Source organism: Curtobacterium sp. MCBD17_028, from assembly GCF_003234875.1.
GTDB lineage: Bacteria > Actinomycetota > Actinomycetes > Actinomycetales > Microbacteriaceae > Curtobacterium.
The window spans coordinates 78,411-100,007 of sequence record NZ_QKTQ01000004.1 but is presented as its reverse complement, the minus strand read 5'-3'; the positions used below and the strand labels follow the sequence as shown (position 1 = coordinate 100,007).

Genomic DNA, 21,597 nt, shown 5'->3' with positions numbered 1-21,597 from the left:
GGGTCAGGTCCGGACGAGCGGCTCCACGGCGGCGAGGTCCGCGACGATGCCGACGTCGACGAGCACGACGCGTCCCGCGAGGGCCCGCCCCGGACCGCGCAGCAGCCCCGCCTTGACGCCGCCGAACGTGACGGTCACGTCGGCCTCGAGCACGTGGTCGTCGGCGACCGCGCCCGTGTCGGGGTCGATGCCGCTCGGGACGTCCACGGCGACGACGGACGGAGCGCGCTGGTCCCGCGCGAGGTCCCGGATGACGCCCACGGCCTCCCGTGCGGGCGAGCGGAGTGCCGTCGAGCTCGTCCGTCCGATCCCGAGCACGGCGTCGAGCACGAGGTCGGCCCGCAGCGCCGCCGCCCGCACCGTCTCGTCGTCGTCCGGGTGCTCGAGGAGGACCGCGCCGGCCTGCTGCGCGGCCGCCGCCCCCGCCTCGTGCACGCGCGACCCGAGGCACAGCACCTCGACGCGGTGACCGCGTGCGGCGAGCGCCGCACCGGCGAACAACGCGTCGCCGCCGTTGTCGCCGCTGCCGACGAGCAGGAGCACGGTGCGCTCGCCGTCGCCGGGGACGACCGCGGGGTCGCCGAGCAGCTCGTCGACCACGTCGGCGAGTCCGGCGGCGGCCCGCTGCATGAGCAGCTCGCCCGCGGCGAGGTGCGGCGCCTCGGCCGCCCGGATCTGGTCTGCGCCGTAGCCGTCCATGCCGCCACGATGCCACGTCGTCGGTAGCCTGGTCCGCGCCATGTCGCTCGTCCCCGAAGCCCCCCGTCCACGCGTCGTCGTCTCGCCGGACGGTCTCGACATCGCCACGTACGACCACGGCGACCCGGACGCCCCCGCGGTGGTCGCCGTGCACGGGTTCGCGTCCTCAGGGCTCCTCAACTGGCACGCGTCGGGGTGGACCCGTGACCTCACGCGCGCCGGCCACCGCGTCGTCGTCGTCGACCTGCGCGGGCACGGCCGCAGCAGCAAGCCGCACCGGCCGCAGGAGTACTCGATGGACCTCCTCGTCGCCGACGTCACCGCGGTCGTCGACGCCTACCTGCTCGACGACGTCGCGTACCTCGGGTACTCGCTCGGGGCACGCGTCGGATGGCACACCGCGGACCGGATCCCCGACCGGATCAGCCGAGCGGTCCTCGGGGGCATCCCGGACGCGGACCCGATGCGACGGGTCCGGGTCGACCAGGCGCGGGCGTTCATCGAGCATGGCGAGCCCGTCGAGGACCGCGTGACGAACGCCTACCTGACCATGGCCTCCGGGGTCCCGGGCAACGACCTCCGTGCGCTCGTCGCGATGGTCGAGGGGATGCGGGACAGCGTCGAGCCCAGACCGGACAACGCGCCGACGCAGCCGTTGCTCCTGGCGGCGGGGAGCGAGGACGGCATCCTCGCGGCGTCGCAGCGCCTCGCGGCCGCGGCGCCGCGTGCCGAGTTCGTCGAGATCCCGGGCCGGAACCACTTCAACGCGCCGACCTCCCGAGCGTTCCGGGAGGCCGCGATCGCGTTCCTGCAGCGCACCCGCGCGGACGCGGAGGCCACCCAGGGCTAGCGTCCACGACATGGACTACAGACTCCTCGGTAACAGCGGTGCCGCCGTGTCGTCGTTGACGCTCGGCACCATGACGTTCGGCAGTGAAGCCGACGAACCCACCTCACGCACGATCCTCGACGCCTTCGTCGAGGCCGGCGGTACCTTCATCGACACGGCGGACGTCTACTCGGGCAACGAGTCCGAGCGGATCATCGGTCGCTGGCTCGCAGACCACCCGACCGAGGCGCAGCAGGTCGTCATCGCCACGAAGGGCCGGTTCCCCCAGGGCGACGGCCCGAACGACGTCGGCCTCTCGCGCCGCCACCTGACGCGGGCGCTCGACGCGTCCCTCGAGCGGCTCGGTGTCGACTACATCGACCTGTACCAGATGCACGCGTGGGACGCCCTGACGCCGATCGAGGAGACCCTCCGGTTCCTCGACGACGCCGTGTCCGCCGGCAAGATCGGCGCGTACGGGTTCTCGAACTACCTCGGCTACCAGATCACGAAGGCGGTCTACGAGGCGAAGGCGAACCACTGGGCTCCGCCCGTGACCCTGCAGCCGCAGTACAACCTGCTCGTGCGCGACATCGAGCACGAGATCGTGCCCGCGTGCCTCGACGCGAACATCGGTCTCCTGCCGTGGTCGCCACTCGCCGGCGGGTGGCTGTCCGGCAAGTACCAGCGGGACCAGGCCCCGACGGGTGCGACCCGGCTGGGTGAGAACCCGAAGCGCGGCATGGAGGCGTGGGAGGCGCGGAACGCCGACGAGCGCACGTGGGCCGTCCTCGGGGCGGTCGGCGCGGCCGCGGAGGCCCACGGCACGTCGTACTCGCAGGTCGCGTTGGCCTGGCTGCTCGCGCAGCCGGCCGTCACCTCGGTCATCCTCGGTGCCCGCACGGTGGAGCAGCTGCAGGACAACCTGGCGTCGGCGGACCTCGTGCTGACCCCGGAGGAGCTGACGGCGCTCTCCGAGGCGAGCACGCCCCGCATCGACGACTACCCGTACGGCACCGCCGGTGTGGCGCAGCGCGACCGGAAGCTGACCGGGGGCCGCTGAGCGTCCCCCTCGATACCAAGAATCCTCACAGGAAGCGGCGCGGCGTGGCTCGGAGACGTTGTCCGACGTCGATCCGCCTGTCATGCTCTCGGCATCGGTGGGCTGGTTACCCGCTGTCGCGCCGGTCGCTCTCCTGATCCGTGACCGGACGCACCACGAGGCCACGCGCGCTCCCCGGGGGCGGTGCGTGGCCTCGTGCCGTGCAGCGTCCACGTCGACCGAGGGGGACCATGCGGAGCGGACGCAGGCGTCCGGCCCGGCTCACCGCGTTGCTCGTGGCGGCCATCGGCGTGCTCGCGCTCGCCGTCGCGGCGGGTGTGGCCGTCGGGTCCGCACGGTCGTCCCACCTCGCGGCGGACGGGTCGTCCGGTGACCGGTTCACGCCGCTGACCCGCGCCCTCGTGTTCCGCGGCGACGTCGGCACACGACCCGTGGCGGTGCCGGTCGCTGGTCGCGCGGGGGTCGCCCCCGCGGCCGATGCCGTCGTCGTCGACGTCCGCGTCACGGCTCCGACGGACGACGGCTGGGTTCGGGTCACGCCGGCGGGGCAGGACGCACCGGTGGCCACACAGCGCGTCACGGCGGGCACGACCGTCACCGGGCTCGCGACGGTCCGTCTCGTCCACGGTCGCCTCCAGGTCGCGCTGTCGGACGGCTCCGCCTCGGTGTCGGTGATCGTGTCGGGGGCCTACACGAGCGCCGCGCAGGGATCGACGTACCAGCCGGTCGACACCACCAGGGCGTTCCGTGGCACGGTCGGCACGCATCCGGTCCGCGTCCCCGTGGCGGACGGCGTCACGGTGCCCAGGGGCGCCACCGCCGTCGTCCTCGAGGCCACCGTGGTGCACCCGACCGCGCCGGGGTCGTTGCGGGTCGGCCCGGCAGGACGCACGAACCGGATCGGCGTCCAGCAGTTCACGCGCGGGGCCGTCGCGGCGAACGCGGTCGTGGCCCAGCTCGACGACGGCGCCCTGTCCGTCGCGGTGTCGGCCGGCTCGGCCACGGTGACCCTCGACGTGCTCGGCGCGTACGCGCGCTCGGACTCCGGGGCCGTGTTCACCCCGATGACGGCCGTCCGGGCGTACACCGGCACGACGACGGGCGCCGCGACGCAGATCCAACTCGCCGGGGGCGCGGGCGTCCCGGGCGACGCGACCGCCGTGCTCGTCACCGCATCGCTCGAACGATCCGGCCCCGCCGGTGCGCTCCGGGTCGCCCCCTACGGCCGGGACGACGGCGGGGTCGCGCTGGTGTTCACCGCGGGCCGAGCCGTGGCGGGACTCGTGCCCGTCGCGCTCCGACAGGCGTCGGTGCAGGCCGTCGCGTCGGGAGGCGCGGCGACCCTCCACCTGGACGTCGCCGGCTACTTCACGGACGGCTCGGCGCCTTCCGGCCTCGGGAACGACGTCTCGTGGCCGCAGTGCCACCGGGCCCTGCCGGCAGGACAGGCGTTCGCGGTGATCGGTGTGAACGACGGGTCCGGCACCACGACGAACCCGTGCCTCGCCGCGCAGCTCGCCTGGGCTCGGGACTCCGCGGGCGGTGCCGGGCAGCCCCGTGCCGCGCTGTACGTCAACACGGCGAACCCGGGCCGCCACGTGCCGGGCGGTGGCTGGCCGACGTCGAACGTCGATCCCGAGGGGGCCAGGGTCACGAGCGTGTACGGCGTGTGCACGCCCGGTTCCGACGGCGTCGCCTGTTCGTACATGGACGGCTGGGACATCGCGGTCCGCGACGTCGTCGACCGGGGCGTGTCCCATCCGGCGGCGTACCGCTGGTGGCTCGACGTCGAGACCGGTGCCACGTGGCGGGACCCCGCCACGAACGTCGCGGTGCTCGACGGCATGACCGACGCGTTCGCCGCCCGGGGGATCGCCGTCGGGCTCTACTCGACCGGGTACCAGTGGGGGATCATCAGTGGCGGGACCACACCGAACAGCGCCCTGGCCTCGGCGCCGAGCTGGATCGCCACCGGTGAGACCCCGCTCGCCCGGGCGAAGGAGGCGTGCGCCGGGCCGGGCCTCGTCGACGGCGGGGTGGCCATGGTGCAGTACGTCGTCGGGGGTGTGGCGAGCGGACTCGACTTCGACTGGTCGTGCCGCTGACACCGCGGCAGACGGACACCGCGGACGCGGCTGATCGGGGCCGGCAGCGGGACTCGAACCCGCAACCCCCGTATTACAAGTACGGTGCGCTACCAATTGCGCCATGCCGGCTGGCCCGCCAAGTGTACCGACGAGCCGAGGTGTCGCGGTGGAGGTCAGTCCGCCGCGGGGGAGAACCCGAGCGAGATCGAGTTCATGCAGTACCGGTCGCCGGTCGGGGTGCCGAAACCGTCCGGGAACACGTGCCCGAGGTGCGAACCGCAGCTCGCGCAGCGGACCTCGGTGCGCACCATGCCGAGCGTGCGGTCCTCGATGAGCTGCACGGCCTCGGGGCGCACCGACTCGTAGAACGACGGCCACCCGCAGCCCGAGTCGAACTTGGTGCCGCTCTTGAACAGCTCCGCACCGCACGCCGCACAGGTGTAGACGCCGGCGCGCTCCTCGTCGAGCAGCTCACCCGTCCACGGGCGCTCGGTCGCGGCCTGCCGCAGCACGGCGTACTGCTGCGGGTCGAGTTCCTCACGCCACTCGGCGTCGGTCTTCTCCACGTTGTATGCCATGGGTTCCTCCTGGTCGTGACCGCACTCGTGACGCGGTCATGTCATTAAACTCGCACCGATGACCGAGCATTCCGTCCACCGTGGCCGGTGGGACGCCCTGACGACGGACGACCTCTACGCCGTCGTCCGCCTGCGCAACCGGGTGTTCGCGCTCGAGCAGCGCGTGACGGCCGAGGACTTCGACGGCCGGGACCGCGAACCGGAGACGGAACACTGGTGGATCCCCGGCGAGGACGGGGTCGCCCGCGCCTACCTGCGCTGCATCCGGCCCGCCGCGGACGAGGTCCAGCCGGCCGTCGACCTGCCCGCGACCCGGGTCATCGGCCGCGTGGCCACGGCCGTCGAGCACCGCGGACAGGGGCTCGCGCGTCGGCTCGTCGACGCCGTGCTCGCCGCCCACCCGGACGAGGCCTTCCTCCTCCACGCGCAGGAGTACGTCGCCGGCCTGTACGCCGCCGCCGGGTTCGTGCCGTTCGGCGAACCCTACGTCGAGGCGGGCATCCGCCACGTGGGGATGTACCGCGCGGCGGCGGTCGGGGACGATGCTGTCCGCTGACGCACCGGGCCGCGCGGAGCCTCCGCACCAGCCGGAGCCGGACGGCCCCGAGGCCACCCGCCGCCGCTACCGCCACCACGCCGAGCGCATGGTGACCGCCTCGCCGACCTCCGCCCGCTGGGCGGCGTCGATCGCCGAGGACGACGCCGCCGTCGACCTGCTGATCCGTGTCGCCCCGACCAAGCGGCAGCCCGAGCTGCTCTTCGCCGTCGCGCGCCGCCTGGGCGCCGACCCGACCGACCGGGAGGCCCTCCTCCGGCTCGTCCGCGACGCCCCCGACCGGCTGCTCGCCGAGCTGGCCGTGTCCACGACCCAGACGAACGACCCCCGACGCATGGCGCCGGTCGTCCCCGTGCTCGCGGGCATCCCGGGGCCGCTCGCGCTCCTCGAGGTGGGGGTGAGCGCCGGCCTCTGCATCGTCCCGGACCACGCCACCGTCGACGTCGACCGCCTCGACGACACCGTCCGCGTCGCCGAGGCCGCGCGCGAGCCGGAGATCCCGCTCCGGTTCCAGATGCGTCCGGGACCCGCTGCTCCGTCCGACGGGAGGCGCGGTGCGGGCCGGTCCCGTGCCTCCCGGCCGTCGACGGGTGACCCCGGGAGCCGGGCCGACGGGACGGGGTCGCGCCGGCCTTCCCGGCTCGACGTGGTGGCGCGGGTCGGGCTCGATCCGGCGCCGATCGACCTGCGGTCCCCCGGGGCGTTCGACCGGCTCGTCGAGTCCGTCCCCGTCGAGGCGACCGACCGTGTCGCGCTCATGCGGCGGGCCGCCGACGCCGTGCGGGCCGACCCGTACACCGCCGTCCGCGGGACCGCCCCGGACGACCTCGACCGCGCGATCGACCTGCTGCCGCGCGGGGCGACGCCCGTCGTGCTCACGCTCGGCACGCTCGTCTACCTGCCGGGCTCGGACCGGCAGCGCGTCGTCGAGCGGCTCCGGGACCGCGGGGTCCGCTGGGTGGCGATGGAGCGGACGGGGTCGCTCCACGACGTCGCCGCGACCCTGCCGCCCGTGGGGGAACTCGCCGAGCGGGGCATCGACCTCGCTGCTCCGTCGGCCTTCGCCACGGTCTCGCTCGACGGGGTCGCCCTGGCGCTCGCCGACGCCCACGGCACGACCGTCACGCCCCTCGGCGCGGACCCGTCCTGGATGCTCGGCGCACCGACGGCCTGATCGGTGTCTTTCCGACCTGCCAGGGCCATGCCAGGGTCCGGCGTGGATGCCGCCCTAGCATGACCGGAGGCCAGCCGACCGGCGAGCCATCCGACCAGGAGGACCGACGTGACCGGATCCCGGACCGACTCCGATCTCTCGGAGCTCGCACGGAGCATCCTCACGTTCGAGCACGATCGGGCGCGGCACGACCGGACGAAGGAAGCCGACATCCGCGTCCGCTTCGACATGTCGCCGGCCCGCTACTATCAGGTGCTCAACCGCGTGATCGACTCCCCGGCCGCGCTCGCCTACGATCCGCAGCTCGTGACGCGACTGCAGCGACTGCGCCGGGCACGGACCAGTGCCCGCGCCGCACGGTCCTTCGCACCGCCTCGCGCCGACCGTGAAGGGCCCGCAGGACAGCCATGACGAGATACCCCCGAGACCGATTCGACGACGTCGCCGACGGCCCGAGGGTCGGGGCACACCGCGGTCTCCCGAGGCGCGGCCGTGGCTGGATCCTGGTGGCCTGGTCCGCACTCGCCTGCGCGGTGCTCGTCGTGATCGGCATCGTCGTGCTCGAGGTCGCCAACAACAGCACGCAGTTCACCGACCCCGGAACGACCGGGTCGTCCGCGTCCGCGTCGGCCACGAGCGGAGCGTCGTCCTCGTCGACGACGGCCGCGACCGCCGCGCCGAGCGACCAGCCGAAGACCATGACGCTCACGGTGCTCAACGGGACCTCCACCGCCGGACTCGCCGCCACCGGCACCGCGACGCTCGAGAACGCGGGTTGGGTGGTCGCGAGCGACGGCAACGCCGGGTCCCAGGACGCCTCGCAGACGATCGTCTACTACCAGACGGATGCCGAGGCGGCGATCGCGCGCGGGATCGTCAAGACGCTCGGCGTCGGAACCGTCGCCAAGTCGTCGGCGTTCCCGAACGCGGCCGTCACCGTGGTGCTCGGCGCCGATTACGCCGGCTGACCCGCGACGGGCGTTCCGCCCCACTCGTCGTGCCGTTTGTTGCACGTTTGTTTCGGGCATGTTGAGTTCCGTCGGCCGGGATGAAGAAGTTGGTCCGCACCTCTTGTCGGCGGCGCGTCCGCCGATACGATCTGGAATTGGTCACCCCAGTGATCCGAGGGCGACACCGTGCCGGTGCCTCCACCGCGAAGACCCGGGTGAGGCAGGTATGCGCTCGGACCCGGCGGTCGCGGACCGGTCGCGCCGTCGTCAGTGGCAATGCAACACCGCAGGGAGCAAGAGAATGGCCAACGGCACCGTCAAGTGGTTCAACGCCGAGAAGGGCTACGGATTCATCACCGTCGACGGCGGGGGGCAGGACGTCTTCGTCCACTACTCCGCGATCGACATGAACGGCTACAAGGTCCTCGAAGAAGGGCAGGCGGTCACCTTCGACGTCGGCACCGGCTCGAAGGGTCCGCAGGCCGAGTCCGTCCGACCGGCCTGACCTCGGTCGCCGGTCCGCCGGCGACGGTCGTCGACCACCACGCGTCCGAGCGCGTCGCCCCCGACGGGGCGGCGCGCTCGTCGTCGTGTGGAGGGGGCCCGGTGGTGGGGCCCCGACCGGGACTCCGGTGGTGGGGTCCGATGGCGGGCCTCCCGGTCCGCGTCCCCGGAACGCGGCATGCCGCGTGAGGTCGCTGTGTTGCACTCGACAGGTGCGAGTGCCAGAATCAGTTGGCACTCAGTTGTACCGAGTGCCAAGACCATTGCGACGTCCGGGAGGGACGAGGAACACACATGGCTAAGATCATTGCTTTCGACGAGGAGGCCCGTCGCGGCCTCGAGCGCGGCCTCAACACGCTGGCCGACGCCGTGAAGGTGACGCTCGGCCCGCGCGGCCGCAACGTCGTCCTCGAGAAGAAGTGGGGCGCCCCCACGATCACCAACGACGGTGTCTCCATCGCCAAGGAGATCGAGCTCGACGACCCCTACGAGAAGATCGGCGCCGAGCTGGTCAAGGAGGTCGCCAAGAAGACCGACGACGTCGCGGGTGACGGCACCACCACCGCCACGGTCCTCGCGCAGGCGCTGGTCCGTGAGGGCCTCCGCAACGTCGCCGCCGGCGCCGACCCGATCAGCCTCAAGAAGGGCATCGAGAAGGCCGTCGCGGCCGTCTCCGCCGCGCTCCTCGAGAACGCCAAGGAGATCGAGACCAAGGACCAGATCGCCGCCACGGCGTCGATCTCGGCCGCCGACAGCACGATCGGTGAGCTCATCGCCGAGGCGATCGACAAGGTCGGCAAGGAGGGCGTCGTCACCGTCGAGGAGTCGAACACCTTCGGCACCGAGCTCGAGCTGACCGAGGGCATGCGCTTCGACAAGGGCTACCTGTCGCAGTACTTCGTCACGGACCCGGAGCGCCAGGAGGCCGTCTTCGAGGACCCGTACATCCTCATCGTCAACTCGAAGATCTCGAACATCAAGGACCTGCTCCCGGTGGTCGACAAGGTCATCCAGTCGGGCAAGCAGCTCCTCATCATCGCCGAGGACGTCGACGGCGAGGCCCTGGCCACGCTCGTCGTGAACAAGATCCGCGGCATCTTCAAGTCCGTCGCCGTCAAGGCCCCGGGCTTCGGTGACCGCCGCAAGGCCATGCTGCAGGACATCGCGATCCTCACCGGTGGCCAGGTCATCTCCGAAGAGGTCGGCCTCAGCCTCGAGAACGCGACGCTCGACCTCCTCGGCCGTGCCCGCAAGGTCGTCATCACCAAGGACGAGACCACGATCGTCGAGGGCGCTGGGGACTCCGAGCAGATCGCCGGCCGCGTCCGCCAGATCCGCGGCGAGATCGAGTCGACCGACTCGGACTACGACCGCGAGAAGCTCCAGGAGCGCCTCGCCAAGCTCGCCGGTGGCGTCGCCGTCATCAAGGCCGGTGCCGCGACCGAGGTCGAGCTCAAGGAGCGCAAGCACCGCATCGAGGACGCCGTCCGCAACGCGAAGGCCGCCGTCGAGGAGGGCATCGTCGCCGGTGGTGGTGTCGCCCTCATCCAGGCCGGCAAGACCGCGCTCGAGGGCCTCGAGCTCACGGGTGACGAGGCGACCGGCGCGAACATCGTCCGCGTCGCGATCGACGCGCCGCTCAAGCAGATCGCGCTGAACGCCGGTCTCGAGCCGGGCGTCGTCGCCGCGAAGGTGCGCGAGCTCGAGTCGGGCTGGGGCCTCAACGCCGCGACGGGTGAGTACGTCGACCTCGTCGCCGCGGGCATCATCGACCCGGCGAAGGTCACGCGCTCGGCGCTGCAGAACGCCGCGTCGATCGCCGGCCTCTTCCTCACGACCGAGGCCGTCGTCGCCGACAAGCCCGAGAAGTCGGCGCCGGTTCCGGCCGACCCGACGGGTGGCATGGACTTCTGATCCACGCCTGACGGTTCCGAACGGGCCGCTCTCCTCCGGGAGGGCGGCCCGTTCGCCGTTCCTCCCTCCTCTCCCTCCGCCGAGATCGCACTTGTTGCCGGTTTGACCCACCGCACACCGGCAACGACTGCGATCTCGGCGGAGGGGGAGTCGGGCCAGGTGTCCGGTCCTCCACCGGGGGAGCCGGGCAGCGGCCGTCCACAGGTCGGGCGCGCACGTGCTCCGCGTTGCGGTACGGCCGGGAGGCTCGGCGCATGACGCGCACGCCGGCCCGCCTCCCGGATCCTTTCCTCGGTCAGGCCTTCCACACGGCTGATGCGGTCCGGAACGGGGTCACTCCGGGTCGGCTCCGTCGGGAGGACCTCGCCGCGCCGACCCGAGGCGTGCGGGTCCCTGCCGAGCTGGACCTGGCGGACCTCTCGGCACGGGTCGCCGCGTTCGGCCTCGTCCTCGGTGAACGGCATCACTTCAGCCACACCACTGCCCTCGCCCTCTGGGAGCTCCCACTGCCGCCCTGGGTCGTTTCCGACGCGACCGTGCACGTGAGCACGGTGGGGGACGGACCGGTCATGCGCCGCACCGGGGTGGTGGGCCATCGCGTCTCGCCACCGTTCGCCGATGTGGTGACGTGTGCGGGCCTCCCGGCCAGCAGCCCGGTGGCGGCGTGGTGCGAGAGTGCGGGCCTGTTGGCCGAACGTGACCTGGTGGTGATCGGGGACCACCTGGTCGCGCGGGCGCTCGCCGATCCGGAGCAACTCGAGCGCCGGAGTCGTGAGCGGCGGTCCCGGTGGGCACGGCGGCTCCGGGCCGCGGCCCATCGCGTGCGGCTCGGGTCGGAGTCCCCGATGGAGACGCTCATCCGACTCGTCATCGTCGACGCGGGATTCCCGGAGCCCCAGCTCAACATCGACGTGCACAGCCCCGCCGGTCGATTCCTCGGACGCGTCGACCTCGCCTACCCGGACCTCCGGATCGGAGTCGAGTACGACGGCGAGCACCACCGGACGGATCGTGCCACGTGGCAGCACGATGCGACCCGGTCGAACGGCTTCGTGTCCGCCGGATGGCTGATCCTGCACGTCACCGCACGTGACGTTGCCGACCCGACGGCGTTCCTCCTGCGACTGTCGGACGTGTTCCGCACCCGGGCGTCATCACCGCTGCCGTGAGATCGCAGTCGTTGCCGCTCTGATGGACCTCAGAACGGCAACGACTGCGATCTCGCCAGAGGGGTCAGGGGGTGGGGGCGACGTAGTCGCGCGGGAGGAGGGGGAGCCACACGCGGAAGGTCGCACCACCGCCCGGGGTGTCGAACACCTCGACCTCGCCGTGGTGCGCCGCGACGATGCCGGACACGATCGCGAGCCCGAGGCCCGAGCCGCCGGTGTCCCGAGCGCGCGAGGTGTCGGCGCGCCAGAACCGCTGGAAGATCTTCTCGCGGATCTGCGGCGGGATGCCCTCACCGTGGTCGATCACGTCGAGGTGCGCCATGCCGCGGGCCTCGTCCACGCCGATCCCGATCTCGATGGGGTCGTCCTGCGGCGTGAACCGCATCGCGTTGCCCATGAGGTTCGTCACCACCTGACGGATCTTGTTCTCCTCGGCGAGGACGACCGGCGGTCGCACGGGCAGGACGACGGTCGGCAGCGGGGCCGTGGTCGGCGCGGCCGGGCCGGACTCGATTCCGACAGGACGACCACGACGTGCGCGCAGCCGGGCGAGCGTCTGCCCCGCGAAGGCGATCGGCCCGGTGACGTTCGACGGCGGCGAGGTCGGGGACTGTCCGGCCCGCGCTCCGGGTGCCGCAGGACCGACCCATTGCGGCACGACTTGCGGGACGTTCTCGCCGGTGACGGAGTCGGCGAGCAGGACCTGGATCTCGCGGTCGGGGTTCGACGCCATCGTGTCGAGCGCCGAGTCCCGCGCGATGGCGACGAGGTCGACCGGCCCGAGCTCGAGGGGCTTCGACTCGTCGATGCGGGCGAGCTGCAGGAGGTCCTGCACGAGGAGGCCCATGCGCTGGGCCTCCTTCTCGATGCGCTCCATCGCCTGGGCGACGTCCTCTTCTTTCCGGAGGGCCCCCATCCGGTACAGCTCGGCGTACCCCCGCAGGGACACGAGCGGGGTCCGCAGCTCGTGCGATGCGTCACCGACGAAGCGGCGCATCTGCTCGATCGTGCGTTGGCGGTCCTCGAACGCCGAGTCGATGCGCTCGAGCATGACGTTGAGGGAGTGGTTGAGGCGACCGACCTCGGTGTTCGGGGTGTCCGCACCGAGGCGTTGCGAGAAGTCCCCCGCGGCGAAGCGTGCGGCCGTGGCCTCGACGTCCCGCAGCGGGTCGAAGGTGGCGGTGACGAGCAGCTGGGTGAGCATGCCGCCGAGCAGGACGACCGAGATGCCGAACCCGAGGAAGATCACCGTGAACCGCGCGATGGTCGAGTCGGTGCCCTGGCTCGAGACGGCCGCGACGATCGTGTAGTGGTTGCCGGCGGCGTCGGTGGTCGGCGACGTCATCGCGAGGGCCCGCCACTCGTGCTGGCCCTTGTCGTCGACCACGCTGAAGGGGTGGTCGTCGTCGACGTGCGAGCTGCCCACGACCCCGCCGAGGTCCGGCGTGTAGTCGCTCTTCGTGTGACAGGCGATGCCGCCGTCGGGCTTGAGCACGGCGATGTAGGCCGCGCTCTGCAGGGTGACGTTGATCTGGCAGTAGCCTTCGACGCTCGTCAGCTTCTGGCCGTTCAGCGAGGTCTTCGTCGCTTGGACGTCGTTGTCGAGCTGCTTCATCAGGTAGGTGCTGAGCACCGTCATGGTGCCGAGCCCCGCGACGAGCAGCCCGAGGGTCACCAGGAGGACGGTGATCCCGGTGATCTTGGTCCGGAGCGAGATCTCGTTCCACCAGCGGGCGAGGCGTGTGTGCATGCTGCGATCACAGTAATCGGCGCGACCCAGCCGCTGCTGGGATCGCGCCGATGACCTGCTGGATCAGGACGCCTTGGCGGCCTTGAGCATGTACCCGAAGCCGCGCTTGGTCTGGATGACCGGCTCGGCCGAGTACTGGTCGAGCTTGCGGCGCAGGTACGAGATGTAGGACTCGACGATGCCGGCGTCGCCGTTGAAGTCGTACTCCCACACGTGGTCGAGGATCTGGGCCTTCGACAGCACCCGGTTCGGGTTGAGCATGAGGTAGCGGAGCAGCTTGAACTCGGTGGGTGAGAGCTCGATCTGCGCCTCGCCGATGCTGACCTCGTGCGTGTCCTGGTCCATCGTCAGCTCACCGGCGCGGATGATCGCGTCTTCTTCGTCGTTCATGGTGCGCCGGAGGATCGCCTTGATGCGGGCGACGATCTCGTCGAGCGAGAACGGCTTGGTCACGTAGTCGTCACCGCCGACGGTGAGTCCGGTGATTTTGTCCTCGGTGTCGTCCTTGGCGGTGAGGAACAGGATCGGCGACGTGTAGCCCGACGACCGGAGGCGCTTGGTCACGCCGAACCCGTTCATGTCGGGGAGCATGACGTCGAGGATGATGAGGTCCGGCTCTTCCTCGAGCACGGCGGAGATCGCCTGCGCACCGTTGCCCACCGCGCGGACGGCGAAGCCCGCGAACCGGAGCGAGGTGGTGAGGAGGTCGCGGATGTTCGGCTCGTCGTCGACGATGAGGATCTTCGGTCCGTCGGTCATGTGACCCAGTATCTGGTCGTGGCCTCTGGGTTGCCTGGGAACGGATGGGACGCTGTCTGACAGGACGGCGGGATTTCCTGGTGCAGACGTCGAGGGGGCGACGAGCGTCCGGATCTGCTCACGCGGCTGCTAGGGAATCGGCATCGAGGATCGTGTACGCGTACCCCTGCTCGGCCAGGAACCGCTGCCGGTTCTGCGCGAAGTCCTGGTCGACGGTGTCCCGCGTGACGAGTGTGTAGAAGGACGCCGGGAGGCCGTCCTTGTTCGGGCGGAGTAGCCGGCCGAGCCGCTGGGCCTCCTCCTGCCGTGAGCCGAAGGAGCCCGACACCTGGATCGCCACCGTCGCGTCCGGCAGATCGACCGAGAAGTTCGCGACCTTGGACACCACGAGCACGTCGATCGTGCCCTCGCGGAACGCCTGGTACAGCCGTTCGCGCTCGTCGATCGGGGTCGCCCCGGTGATCTCGGCCGCGTCGAGCTGCGCCGCGAGTTCGTCGAGCTGGTCGATGTACTGCCCGATCACCAGGATCTGCTCGCCGCGGTGCTTCTCGATGAGGTCGCGCACGACCGGGGTCTTGGCCGGCGAGGTCGCGGCGAGCCGGTACCGGTCGTCGTCCGTGGAGGCCGCGTACTCGAGGCGGTCCTCGTGGGGCAGGTCGATCCGCACCTCGTAGCACTCGGCGGGGGAGATGTACCCCTGCGCCTCGATCTCCTTCCACGGCGCGTCGTACCGCTTCGGCCCGATGAGCGAGAACACGTCGCCTTCGCGGCCGTCCTCGCGCACGAGCGTCGCCGTGAGTCCCAGGCGCCGTCGCGCCTGGAGGTCCGCGGTCAGCTTGAACACCGGCGCGGGCAGCAGGTGGACCTCGTCGTAGACGATGAGGCCCCAGTCGAGGGCGTCGAGCAGGGACAGGTGCGTGTACACGCCCTTCCGCCGTGCGGTGAGGATCTGGTACGTCGCGATCGTGACCGGCCGGACCTCCTTGACGCTCCCGGAGTACTCGCCGATCTCGTCCGGGGTGAGCGACGTGCGGCGGAGGAGTTCGTCGCGCCACTGCCGCGCCGAGACCGTGTTGGTGACGAGGATGAGCGTCGTCGCCTTGGCGGTGGCCATCGCGCCCGCGCCGACCAGGGTCTTGCCCGCACCACAGGGCAGCACGACGACACCGGACCCCTGGGCGAAGAAGCTCTTGACCGCGTCCTCCTGGTACGCGCGGAGGTGCCACTCGGTCTCGTCGAGGTCGATCCGGTGCGGTTGTCCGGGCGTGTACCCGGCGAGGTCGTCGGCAGGCCAGCCGATCTTGACGAGCTCCTGCTTGACCTGGCCGCGCGCCCACTGCTCGAGCTCGACGGCGGTGTCCGACCGGCGGGCGCCGAGCAGCGGGGCGATCCGCTTCGAGCGGGTGACCTCGGCGAGGATCGACGGGTCCGATGCGGTGAGGACCAGCCTCGGCTGCTGCTCCAGCTCCTCCGTCGCGTCGTTCGCGATCGCCGGCGCGTCCGCCGGGTCCTCGCGGCGGATGACGAGGCGGCCGTAGCGGCTGACGGTGTCACGGATGTCGACGACGACGCTCTGCGGCACCGGGAACTTGGCGAACCGCTCGAGCGTGTCGATCATCGCGTCGGCGTCGTGGCCCGCGGCGCGGGCGTTCCACAGCCCGAGGCGGGTGATGCGGTAGGTGTGGACGTGTTCGGGGGCGCGCTCGAGTTCGGCGAACACCGCGAGTTCGTGTCGCGCGTCCTCGGCCTCGGGATGCGCCACCTCGAGCAGCACGGTCCGGTCGCTCTGGACGATGAGTGGCCCGTTCATGACCGTCGAGCCTAGCCGCGCCGCGGACGAGACGTCCGGGTCGGTCGGTCAGGCGACGTGCTCGACCGCGACCACGAGGGACAGGGGCAGGGTCCGCTCGACGTCGGCGTGCGTGTCGCGGCCCCGGATCCGGCCACCGCTCACCGACGTCGGCACGATCGTGAACGGGGCCTCGGTGCCGTCGGGCATCCGCACGACGACGCGCACGGCCACCTTGCCGCGCACGGCCAGGTCGATCTGCCGTCCCATCCACTCCTGCGCGGGCTCCTGGTCGCCTCGTCGGGTCGCGGCGCGGAGGCGCTCCACGAGCTCGCGCGCCTGCTCCTCGGGTGTGCGCGCGGTCCGGCGACGAACGGGAGGCCCAGCCGCGTCCGCCACGCGGGCGGCGGGAGCGAGCACGGCCGGGTACCGCTGGTCCTCGAGCGCGGAGACCACGGACGAGGGCGGGTACGGGCTGACGAGCACCGTCGGGGACCGCCGGGCCCAGGCGAGTGAGCGCAGTTCGGCGTCGACGGACACCAGGTCGAGCTGCTCGGCGGGACCCCGCACCACGCTGCCCCGCTCAGCGGCGTGGTCGACGACGATGCTGCCGGCACGGGCGCTGACCTGCTCCACCAGGTAGCGGACCGGCTGGGGCACGTCGGCCGCCGAGAGTCGGCCGAGCGTGTCCAGGACCGCGGTTCCGTCGTACCCCTCGAGCAGTGCGCGGCGGACGCTGTCCTCGGAGATCCGGTAGCGGCTCGCGAGTCCCGGTGCCTCGACGTCGGCCACGGTGCGGAGTGCCGCGTCGTCGGCCGGTTCGAGCGGGCCGGGGGCGATGACGGTGAGGTCGTTCTGCAGGTACACGCCCGGCACGGTCGACGGCAGGTCGGCGCCGGCGTGGTCGATCGCCGCGGTGTCGTCGGTGGTCCGCGCCGCGAACAGGACGCGCCCCGTCGCGGTGACCACGCCGTCGACCGTGATGCCGAGGGCCTCCGCGGTCTCGGCGCTCCGCACGAGTTCCGCGGGGAGCCACTCCGCGCCGCCGGGGTAGGCCCAGCGCCCGAGGGCCTCGAGCCCGCGCCAGTCGTCCGCGGCGAGGGCGAGGACCTCGACCACCGGATCACTCAGCGTCGCCCGCCACCGGACCACGAGCTCGACCCACCGGAGGGGCCAGGGCGCCACGAGCCAGCCGCGACCGTCGTCGGTGACGGTCCACGTCGGGCTCGTGGGATCGACGAGCGCGGTCTCGGCGAGCAGGGCCAGCAGGTCCGGGACCCGCACCGGGTCGGCCGCGGCGCGCTCGCCGAGGTGCCGCGCGAGCGGCGCCCCGATCCCGCCCTTCGCGAGCTCGTGCACCTCGTCCGCGGCGACCGCGCGGACCAGTTCGGCGAGTGACGTCAGCGTCGCGAACGCCGTCTCGGCGGCCACCGCGCGCACCCGGTCGACGTCCTGCGGGACGGGGGTCGGGCCTCCCGGCCGGGGAGCGTCGTCCGGTCGCAACTCCGGATGCTCGGCGAGTCGCGCGGCGACCGCGTCGTCGAGCTCTGCTCCGTCGGTGAGGCCGAGTGCCACGGCGGGCGCGAGTGCCGCGGGGTCCGCGTCGGCGGGGTGCTGGAGGGCGGCGAGCGTCGCGCGCGGGAGTCGTGCCAGCGCGCGGTCGATGACGTCGGGCGTCCGGAGGGCGTCCGCGAGGTCGAAGAAGTCGGCCACGGCCGACGGGCCGTGTGCGGCGAGGGCCGCGCCCGGCAGGCGCCGCGCGGCGACGAGCGCGACGAGGTCGTCGTCGGGCATGGCCCGCAGTCGGGCGGCGAGGGCGGCTGCCGTCGTCATCGTCGTGTCCGTCCGCCCCGGAGCGGGGTCAGCGCGCGTCGTCCCGGTTCTCGCGTGCCCGCTTGGTCCAGTTGACCGCGAGCAGCGCGATGATGAGCAGCAGCCCGATCGGGAAGCCGATGAGCGGGAAGGCCTCGACCGTCGGCCAGATGCCCGTGCCGGGGATGGACCCGACCGTGAGCCACGCCACGATGAGCACGAGGAAGCACACGAGTGCGACCGCGATGATCCCCGCGATCATGTACATCAGAATGCGTTCGATACGATTGGCCACCGGGGGCTCGGGCGTCTGCGGGCGCTCCGGGGTCCTGGTCGACTGCGCAGGGCCGGTGGCCTGCGTCCGAACGGGACGCTGTCGCGCGGTTGATCGGGTCTTGGCCACCGGCTCAGGATAGTCGACACAGGATGATCGACAAGGAACGCCGTCCGCGGACACCGCGGACGTCAGATCGAGGAGTGCAGTCATGCCGACCGGCAAGGTCAAGTTCTACGACGAGCAGAAGGGGTTCGGCTTCATCACGGGCGATGACGGCGACCAGGTCTTCCTGCACGCGTCGGCGCTCCCGTCCGGGGTCACCACCATCAAGGCCGGAGCGCGTCTGGAGTACGGCGTCGTCGCGGGCAAGCGTGGCTCGCAGGCGCTGTCGGTCCGCGTGCTCGAGGAGGGTCCGAGCCTCGCGAAGATCAACCGGCGCTCGGCCGACGACATGGCCGTCATCGTGGAGGACCTGGTGAAGGAGCTCGACCGCATCAGCGGCGACCTGCGCCACGGCCACTACCCGAAGAACGGGTCGCGGACGGCGGCCATCCTCCGTCACGTCGCCGACCAGCTGGACGCCTGACCGTGATCGAGGACCCGACTGGGCTCGCGCGTACCGCGCTGCTCGAGGTCACGCCCGAGGACACCGTCGGAGCGGTCGTCGGCACCGTGGACGAGGGCAACGGCGTGGTGTCCGTGCTGTTCGCCAACACGATGCCCGGCTACCCCGGATGGCGCTGGACCGTCAGCTTGGCGCAGGTCGACGGCGAGGACCCCACCGTGCTCGAGGTCGAGCTGATGCCCGGCGACGGCTCGCTGCTCGCGCCCGACTGGGTGCCGTGGTCGGAGCGGCTCGCCGAGTACCGGGCGACGCAAGAGGGGGATGCGGACGCCGAGGCCGGCGACGCGGAGGACCTGGGCTCGGACGAGGACGACTCCGACGACGACCCTGACGAGGACGACGACGAGGACGAGTCGGACGAGGACGACGACGACGCGGACGAGGACGACGAGGACCTGCTCGACGACGACGACGAGGACGACTCCGACGAGGACGACGACCTGGGCGACGACGCGTTCGACGGCGTGGACGTCGAGGAGGCCATCGCCGTCGTCGAAGGTGACGAGGAGGACGAGGACTCGGACGAGGACGACTCGGACGAGGACGACTCGGATGAGGACGACTCGGACGAGGACGACGAGGACGAGGACGACGCGGACGGGGACGACGAGGACGACGACGACTCTGACGCGGACGACTCCGACGACGACGCAGGTCGCACCAGCGCTGGGCATGGCGAGGCGGCGGACGAGGCGGAGTGACGCCGGGCCTCCCGGCCGGATCGGACGCTGCGGCGACCTCTGGTCGGGAGGCGCACGACGGCCCCCGGGATCGGATCCCGGGGGCCGTCGTCGTCCGTCGTGCGGCCGTCAGCCGCGCAGCGCGGCCACCGTGTAGTCGATGGCCTTGATGAGCTGTCGGACGTCGTCGGGGTCGATCGCGGTGAACGTCGCGATGCGGAGCTGGTTGCGGCCGAGCTTGCGGTACGGCTCCGTGTCGACGATGCCGTTCTGCCGGAGCGCGGCGCTGACGGCCTTGGCGTCGATCGCGTCGTCGAGGTCGATGGTGGCGACGACCTGCGACCGGTGTGCCGGGTCGGCGACGAACGGCGTGGCGTAGTCGACGGACTCGGCCCACTCGTAGAGCGCGTTCGACGACTCCTTGGTGCGGATGTCCGCCCAAGCCAGGCCGCCGGACCCGTTGATCCACCGGATCTGGTCGTCGAGCAGCAGGAGGGTCGTGATCGCGGGGGTGTTCAGCGTCTGGTCGAGGCGCGAGTTGTCCACGGCGTTCTTCAGGCTGAGGAACTCGGGGATGTAGCGGTCGCTCGCGGCGATGCGCTCGACGCGCTCGATCGCGGCCGGCGAGAACAGGGCGAGCCACAGACCGCCGTCGGATGCGAAGTTCTTCTGCGGTGCGAAGTAGTAGACGTCGGCGGCACCGGTGTCGAACTGCACGCCACCGGCGGCGCTCGTGGCGTCGACGACGGTCAGCGCGCCGGGATCGCCGGCCGCGCGGACGACGGGGGCCATCACGCCCGTGGAGGTCTCGTTGTGCGGGTAGGCGTAGACGTCGACGCCCTCGACGATCTCGAGCTCCGAGCGGGATCCACCGGGCGCGGTGACGACGTGCGGGGCTTCGAGCCAGGGAGCGGCGACCGCCTTGGCGAACTTCGAGCCGAACTCGCCGAACGAGAGGTTCTCGGCACGGCGCTCGACGAGGCCGAACGCGGCAGCGTCCCAGAACGCCGTCGAGCCACCGTTGCCGAGCACGACCTCGTACCCGTCGGGGATGTCGAACAGCGTCGCGAGGCCTTCGCGAACGCTGCCGACGAGGTTCTTGACGGGCGCCTGACGGTGGCTCGTGCCGAGGATCGTCGCCCCTGCCGTCACCAGGGACTCGAGCTGCGCACCGCGGATCTTGGACGGGCCGCAGCCGAAGCGTCCGTCGGTGGGGAGGAGGTCAGCGGGGATGACGATGTCTGCCATGGGTCGATCCTAGTGAGCTGGTATCCCACGCCCGACGAGCGCGCGACCCCCTGTGGAGCACTGTCCGGGCCGCGGCATGTGAACAAGTAGGCTGGAGGAGTTGTGCACGTGACAGGGGAGGCGTTCCGGTGACCGATCTCGTCGACACCACGGAGATGTACCTGCGCACGATCCTCGACCTCGAGGAGGAGGCGATCGTCCCCCTGCGCGCACGGATCTCGGAGCGACTCGGACACTCGGGTCCCACGGTCTCGCAGACCATCGCCCGCATGGAGCGCGACGGCCTGGTCGTCGTCTCCGGGGACCGCCACCTCGAGCTCACGTCGGAGGGTCGCCAGCGGGCCACCCACGTCATGCGCAAGCACCGGCTGGCCGAGCGCCTGTTGTCCGACGTCATCGGTCTCGACTGGGCCTTCGTCCACGACGAGGCCTGCCGCTGGGAGCACGTCATGAGCGAGCAGGTCGAGCGTCGGATCATCGAGATGCTCGGCCACCCGACCGAGTCCCCCTACGGCAACCCGATCCCCGGCCTCGACGAGCTCGGCGACGCCCCGGCCGGACGGTTCCTCGACGGCGTCCGGAGCATCGTCGCCGCGACCGACGGCTCGTCGACGGTGAGCACGGGGACCATCCGCCGCCTGGGCGAACCCGTGCAGTTCGAGCCCGAACTCCTCGCGCAACTCCGTGCCGCCGGGGTCATGCCGGGACGGACCGCGAGCGTGCAGCGCGCCGGAGCGTACGTCGCCGTGCGGGTCGAGGGCGAGGACCAGGGCCTCGAGCTGCCGGTCGAGGTCGCACAGCACGTGTACATCGGCAGCTGACGGCCGGTGATGCCGTCCCCCTCGGCGTACCCCGAGCGGTGGGCTGCGGGGTACCCGGATCGGGGCGCCTACACGACTTCCGGCGGTCCCGCCCGCGCGGCGTCGGAACATGTCAAAACGGCCTCTGACCAGGCTTTCTTGATCGAATCGTTACCAACTTGCTCGCAGGCCTCGACACCGTCGGAGGCGTTGCGTACACTCGACGAGTCCCGCAGAGCCTGGAAGCGAGCTGGCGGGAACCGTGGCAGGACGTCTCGAACCCGTCTCCTGCCTGATCGGAAACGATGACGAACGGATGGGGTTGCACCCGACG

General features: G+C 71.7%; 21 protein-coding genes and 1 tRNA gene. 13 read left to right on the top strand and 9 right to left on the bottom strand.

What is annotated here, in order from left to right:
* Window positions 1–3: 3 nt before the first annotated feature.
* Entirely contained in the window at window positions 4–699 is a 696-nt protein-coding gene (locus DEI86_RS06630; RefSeq protein WP_111049099.1) for an NAD(P)H-hydrate epimerase, read from the bottom strand.
* Window positions 700–739: 40 nt separating this feature from the next.
* On the opposite strand from DEI86_RS06630, the gene DEI86_RS06625 reads away from it, so the two are divergent.
* The 3 genes from DEI86_RS06625 to DEI86_RS06615 all read left to right on the top strand — a co-directional run bounded on the left by DEI86_RS06625 (window position 740) and on the right by DEI86_RS06615 (window position 4,696).
* A complete protein-coding gene (locus DEI86_RS06625; RefSeq protein ID WP_111010510.1) occupies window positions 740–1,549 on the top strand; it encodes an alpha/beta fold hydrolase in 810 nt (269 codons plus the stop codon).
* 10 nt (window positions 1,550–1,559) lie between these two features.
* A complete protein-coding gene (locus DEI86_RS06620; RefSeq protein WP_111013094.1) occupies window positions 1,560–2,591 on the top strand; it encodes an aldo/keto reductase in 1,032 nt (343 codons plus the stop codon).
* A gap of 230 nt (window positions 2,592–2,821) precedes the next feature.
* Complete coding sequence (locus tag DEI86_RS06615) at window positions 2,822–4,696, top strand: hypothetical protein (RefSeq protein WP_111049098.1); 1,875 nt, start codon at window positions 2,822–2,824, stop codon at window positions 4,694–4,696.
* Window positions 4,697–4,734: 38 nt separating this feature from the next.
* Here DEI86_RS06615 and DEI86_RS06610 read toward each other — a convergent pair.
* Window positions 4,735–4,807, bottom strand: a tRNA-Thr gene (locus DEI86_RS06610).
* Between the two features lie 44 nt (window positions 4,808–4,851).
* A complete protein-coding gene (gene msrB / locus DEI86_RS06605; protein ID WP_111010507.1) occupies window positions 4,852–5,256 on the bottom strand; it encodes a peptide-methionine (R)-S-oxide reductase MsrB in 405 nt (134 codons plus the stop codon).
* 58 nt (window positions 5,257–5,314) lie between these two features.
* On the opposite strand from msrB, the gene DEI86_RS06600 reads away from it, so the two are divergent.
* From DEI86_RS06600 to DEI86_RS06570, 7 genes are all read left to right on the top strand, one after another.
* Entirely contained in the window at window positions 5,315–5,812 is a 498-nt protein-coding gene (locus tag DEI86_RS06600; protein ID WP_111026293.1) for a GNAT family N-acetyltransferase, read from the top strand.
* Window positions 5,799–6,986 (top strand): DUF2332 family protein, encoded by a 1,188-nt coding sequence (locus DEI86_RS06595; protein WP_111049097.1) that lies wholly within the window; start codon window positions 5,799–5,801, stop codon window positions 6,984–6,986. Before DEI86_RS06600 ends, DEI86_RS06595 begins: the two co-directional genes overlap by 14 nt.
* A 108-nt stretch (window positions 6,987–7,094) precedes the next feature.
* Window positions 7,095–7,397: a DUF3263 domain-containing protein gene (locus DEI86_RS06590; RefSeq protein ID WP_111010504.1), complete on the top strand. Its 303-nt coding sequence runs from the start codon at window positions 7,095–7,097 to the stop codon at window positions 7,395–7,397.
* Window positions 7,394–7,954 (top strand): LytR C-terminal domain-containing protein, encoded by a 561-nt coding sequence (locus DEI86_RS06585; RefSeq protein ID WP_111026291.1) that lies wholly within the window; start codon window positions 7,394–7,396, stop codon window positions 7,952–7,954. Before DEI86_RS06590 ends, DEI86_RS06585 begins: the two co-directional genes overlap by 4 nt.
* 283 nt (window positions 7,955–8,237) lie before the next feature.
* On the top strand, window positions 8,238–8,441 hold the full coding sequence (locus DEI86_RS06580) for a cold-shock protein (protein ID WP_111010502.1): 204 nt from the start codon (window positions 8,238–8,240) through the stop codon (window positions 8,439–8,441).
* Window positions 8,442–8,734: 293 nt separating this feature from the next.
* On the top strand, window positions 8,735–10,354 hold the full coding sequence (gene groL, locus DEI86_RS06575) for a chaperonin GroEL (protein WP_111010501.1): 1,620 nt from the start codon (window positions 8,735–8,737) through the stop codon (window positions 10,352–10,354).
* A gap of 254 nt (window positions 10,355–10,608) precedes the next feature.
* Window positions 10,609–11,523 carry an endonuclease domain-containing protein gene (locus DEI86_RS06570; protein ID WP_111013098.1) on the top strand — a complete coding sequence of 305 codons (915 nt, stop codon included), beginning with the start codon at window positions 10,609–10,611 and terminating at the stop codon, window positions 11,521–11,523.
* Window positions 11,524–11,587: 64 nt separating this feature from the next.
* Here the strand turns inward: DEI86_RS06570 and DEI86_RS06565 are convergent, their stop codons facing one another.
* The 5 genes from DEI86_RS06565 to DEI86_RS06545 form a co-directional block, all read right to left on the bottom strand.
* A complete protein-coding gene (locus tag DEI86_RS06565; RefSeq protein WP_111049096.1) occupies window positions 11,588–13,273 on the bottom strand; it encodes a HAMP domain-containing sensor histidine kinase in 1,686 nt (561 codons plus the stop codon).
* A gap of 63 nt (window positions 13,274–13,336) precedes the next feature.
* On the bottom strand, window positions 13,337–14,032 hold the full coding sequence (locus tag DEI86_RS06560; protein WP_111010498.1) for a response regulator transcription factor: 696 nt from the start codon (window positions 14,030–14,032) through the stop codon (window positions 13,337–13,339).
* Window positions 14,033–14,150: 118 nt separating this feature from the next.
* Complete coding sequence (locus tag DEI86_RS06555; RefSeq protein WP_111013100.1) at window positions 14,151–15,842, bottom strand: DNA repair helicase XPB; 1,692 nt, start codon at window positions 15,840–15,842, stop codon at window positions 14,151–14,153.
* Between the two features lie 48 nt (window positions 15,843–15,890).
* Entirely contained in the window at window positions 15,891–17,654 is a 1,764-nt protein-coding gene (locus DEI86_RS06550) for a helicase-associated domain-containing protein (RefSeq protein ID WP_111049095.1), read from the bottom strand.
* Between the two features lie 28 nt (window positions 17,655–17,682).
* Window positions 17,683–17,901 (bottom strand): hypothetical protein, encoded by a 219-nt coding sequence (locus DEI86_RS06545; protein WP_111010495.1) that lies wholly within the window; start codon window positions 17,899–17,901, stop codon window positions 17,683–17,685.
* A gap of 217 nt (window positions 17,902–18,118) precedes the next feature.
* Between DEI86_RS06545 and DEI86_RS06540 the strand changes: the two genes are divergently transcribed.
* On the top strand, window positions 18,119–18,496 hold the full coding sequence (locus DEI86_RS06540) for a cold-shock protein (RefSeq protein WP_111010494.1): 378 nt from the start codon (window positions 18,119–18,121) through the stop codon (window positions 18,494–18,496).
* A gap of 2 nt (window positions 18,497–18,498) precedes the next feature.
* On the top strand, window positions 18,499–19,236 hold the full coding sequence (locus DEI86_RS06535; protein WP_146244873.1) for a DUF3027 domain-containing protein: 738 nt from the start codon (window positions 18,499–18,501) through the stop codon (window positions 19,234–19,236).
* Between the two features lie 108 nt (window positions 19,237–19,344).
* On the opposite strand, the gene serC is transcribed toward DEI86_RS06535, so the two are convergent.
* Window positions 19,345–20,463: a phosphoserine transaminase gene (gene serC, locus DEI86_RS06530; RefSeq protein ID WP_111026287.1), complete on the bottom strand. Its 1,119-nt coding sequence runs from the start codon at window positions 20,461–20,463 to the stop codon at window positions 19,345–19,347.
* A gap of 128 nt (window positions 20,464–20,591) precedes the next feature.
* On the opposite strand from serC, the gene DEI86_RS06525 reads away from it, so the two are divergent.
* Window positions 20,592–21,284 carry a metal-dependent transcriptional regulator gene (locus tag DEI86_RS06525; protein WP_111010491.1) on the top strand — a complete coding sequence of 231 codons (693 nt, stop codon included), beginning with the start codon at window positions 20,592–20,594 and terminating at the stop codon, window positions 21,282–21,284.
* Window positions 21,285–21,597: the final 313 nt, after the last annotated feature.

Excerpts from the sequence above, each read along its gene's own strand:
- DEI86_RS06630 (WP_111049099.1), bottom strand. The coding sequence starts at position 699 with ATGGACGGCTACGGCGCAGACCAGATCCGGGCGGCCGAGGCGCCGCAC.
- DEI86_RS06625 (WP_111010510.1), top strand. The coding sequence starts at position 740 with ATGTCGCTCGTCCCCGAAGCCCCCCGTCCACGCGTCGTCGTCTCGCCG.
- DEI86_RS06620 (WP_111013094.1), top strand. The coding sequence starts at position 1,560 with ATGGACTACAGACTCCTCGGTAACAGCGGTGCCGCCGTGTCGTCGTTG.
- DEI86_RS06615 (WP_111049098.1), top strand. The coding sequence starts at position 2,822 with ATGCGGAGCGGACGCAGGCGTCCGGCCCGGCTCACCGCGTTGCTCGTG.
- msrB (WP_111010507.1), bottom strand. The coding sequence starts at position 5,256 with ATGGCATACAACGTGGAGAAGACCGACGCCGAGTGGCGTGAGGAACTC.
- DEI86_RS06600 (WP_111026293.1), top strand. The coding sequence starts at position 5,315 with ATGACCGAGCATTCCGTCCACCGTGGCCGGTGGGACGCCCTGACGACG.
- DEI86_RS06595 (WP_111049097.1), top strand. The coding sequence starts at position 5,799 with ATGCTGTCCGCTGACGCACCGGGCCGCGCGGAGCCTCCGCACCAGCCG.
- DEI86_RS06585 (WP_111026291.1), top strand. The coding sequence starts at position 7,394 with ATGACGAGATACCCCCGAGACCGATTCGACGACGTCGCCGACGGCCCG.
- DEI86_RS06580 (WP_111010502.1), top strand. The coding sequence starts at position 8,238 with ATGGCCAACGGCACCGTCAAGTGGTTCAACGCCGAGAAGGGCTACGGA.
- groL (WP_111010501.1), top strand. The coding sequence starts at position 8,735 with ATGGCTAAGATCATTGCTTTCGACGAGGAGGCCCGTCGCGGCCTCGAG.
- DEI86_RS06570 (WP_111013098.1), top strand. The coding sequence starts at position 10,609 with ATGACGCGCACGCCGGCCCGCCTCCCGGATCCTTTCCTCGGTCAGGCC.
- DEI86_RS06565 (WP_111049096.1), bottom strand. The coding sequence starts at position 13,273 with ATGCACACACGCCTCGCCCGCTGGTGGAACGAGATCTCGCTCCGGACC.
- DEI86_RS06560 (WP_111010498.1), bottom strand. The coding sequence starts at position 14,032 with ATGACCGACGGACCGAAGATCCTCATCGTCGACGACGAGCCGAACATC.
- DEI86_RS06555 (WP_111013100.1), bottom strand. The coding sequence starts at position 15,842 with ATGAACGGGCCACTCATCGTCCAGAGCGACCGGACCGTGCTGCTCGAG.
- DEI86_RS06550 (WP_111049095.1), bottom strand. The coding sequence starts at position 17,654 with ATGACGACGGCAGCCGCCCTCGCCGCCCGACTGCGGGCCATGCCCGAC.
- DEI86_RS06545 (WP_111010495.1), bottom strand. The coding sequence starts at position 17,901 with ATGTACATGATCGCGGGGATCATCGCGGTCGCACTCGTGTGCTTCCTC.
- DEI86_RS06540 (WP_111010494.1), top strand. The coding sequence starts at position 18,119 with ATGCCGACCGGCAAGGTCAAGTTCTACGACGAGCAGAAGGGGTTCGGC.
- serC (WP_111026287.1), bottom strand. The coding sequence starts at position 20,463 with ATGGCAGACATCGTCATCCCCGCTGACCTCCTCCCCACCGACGGACGC.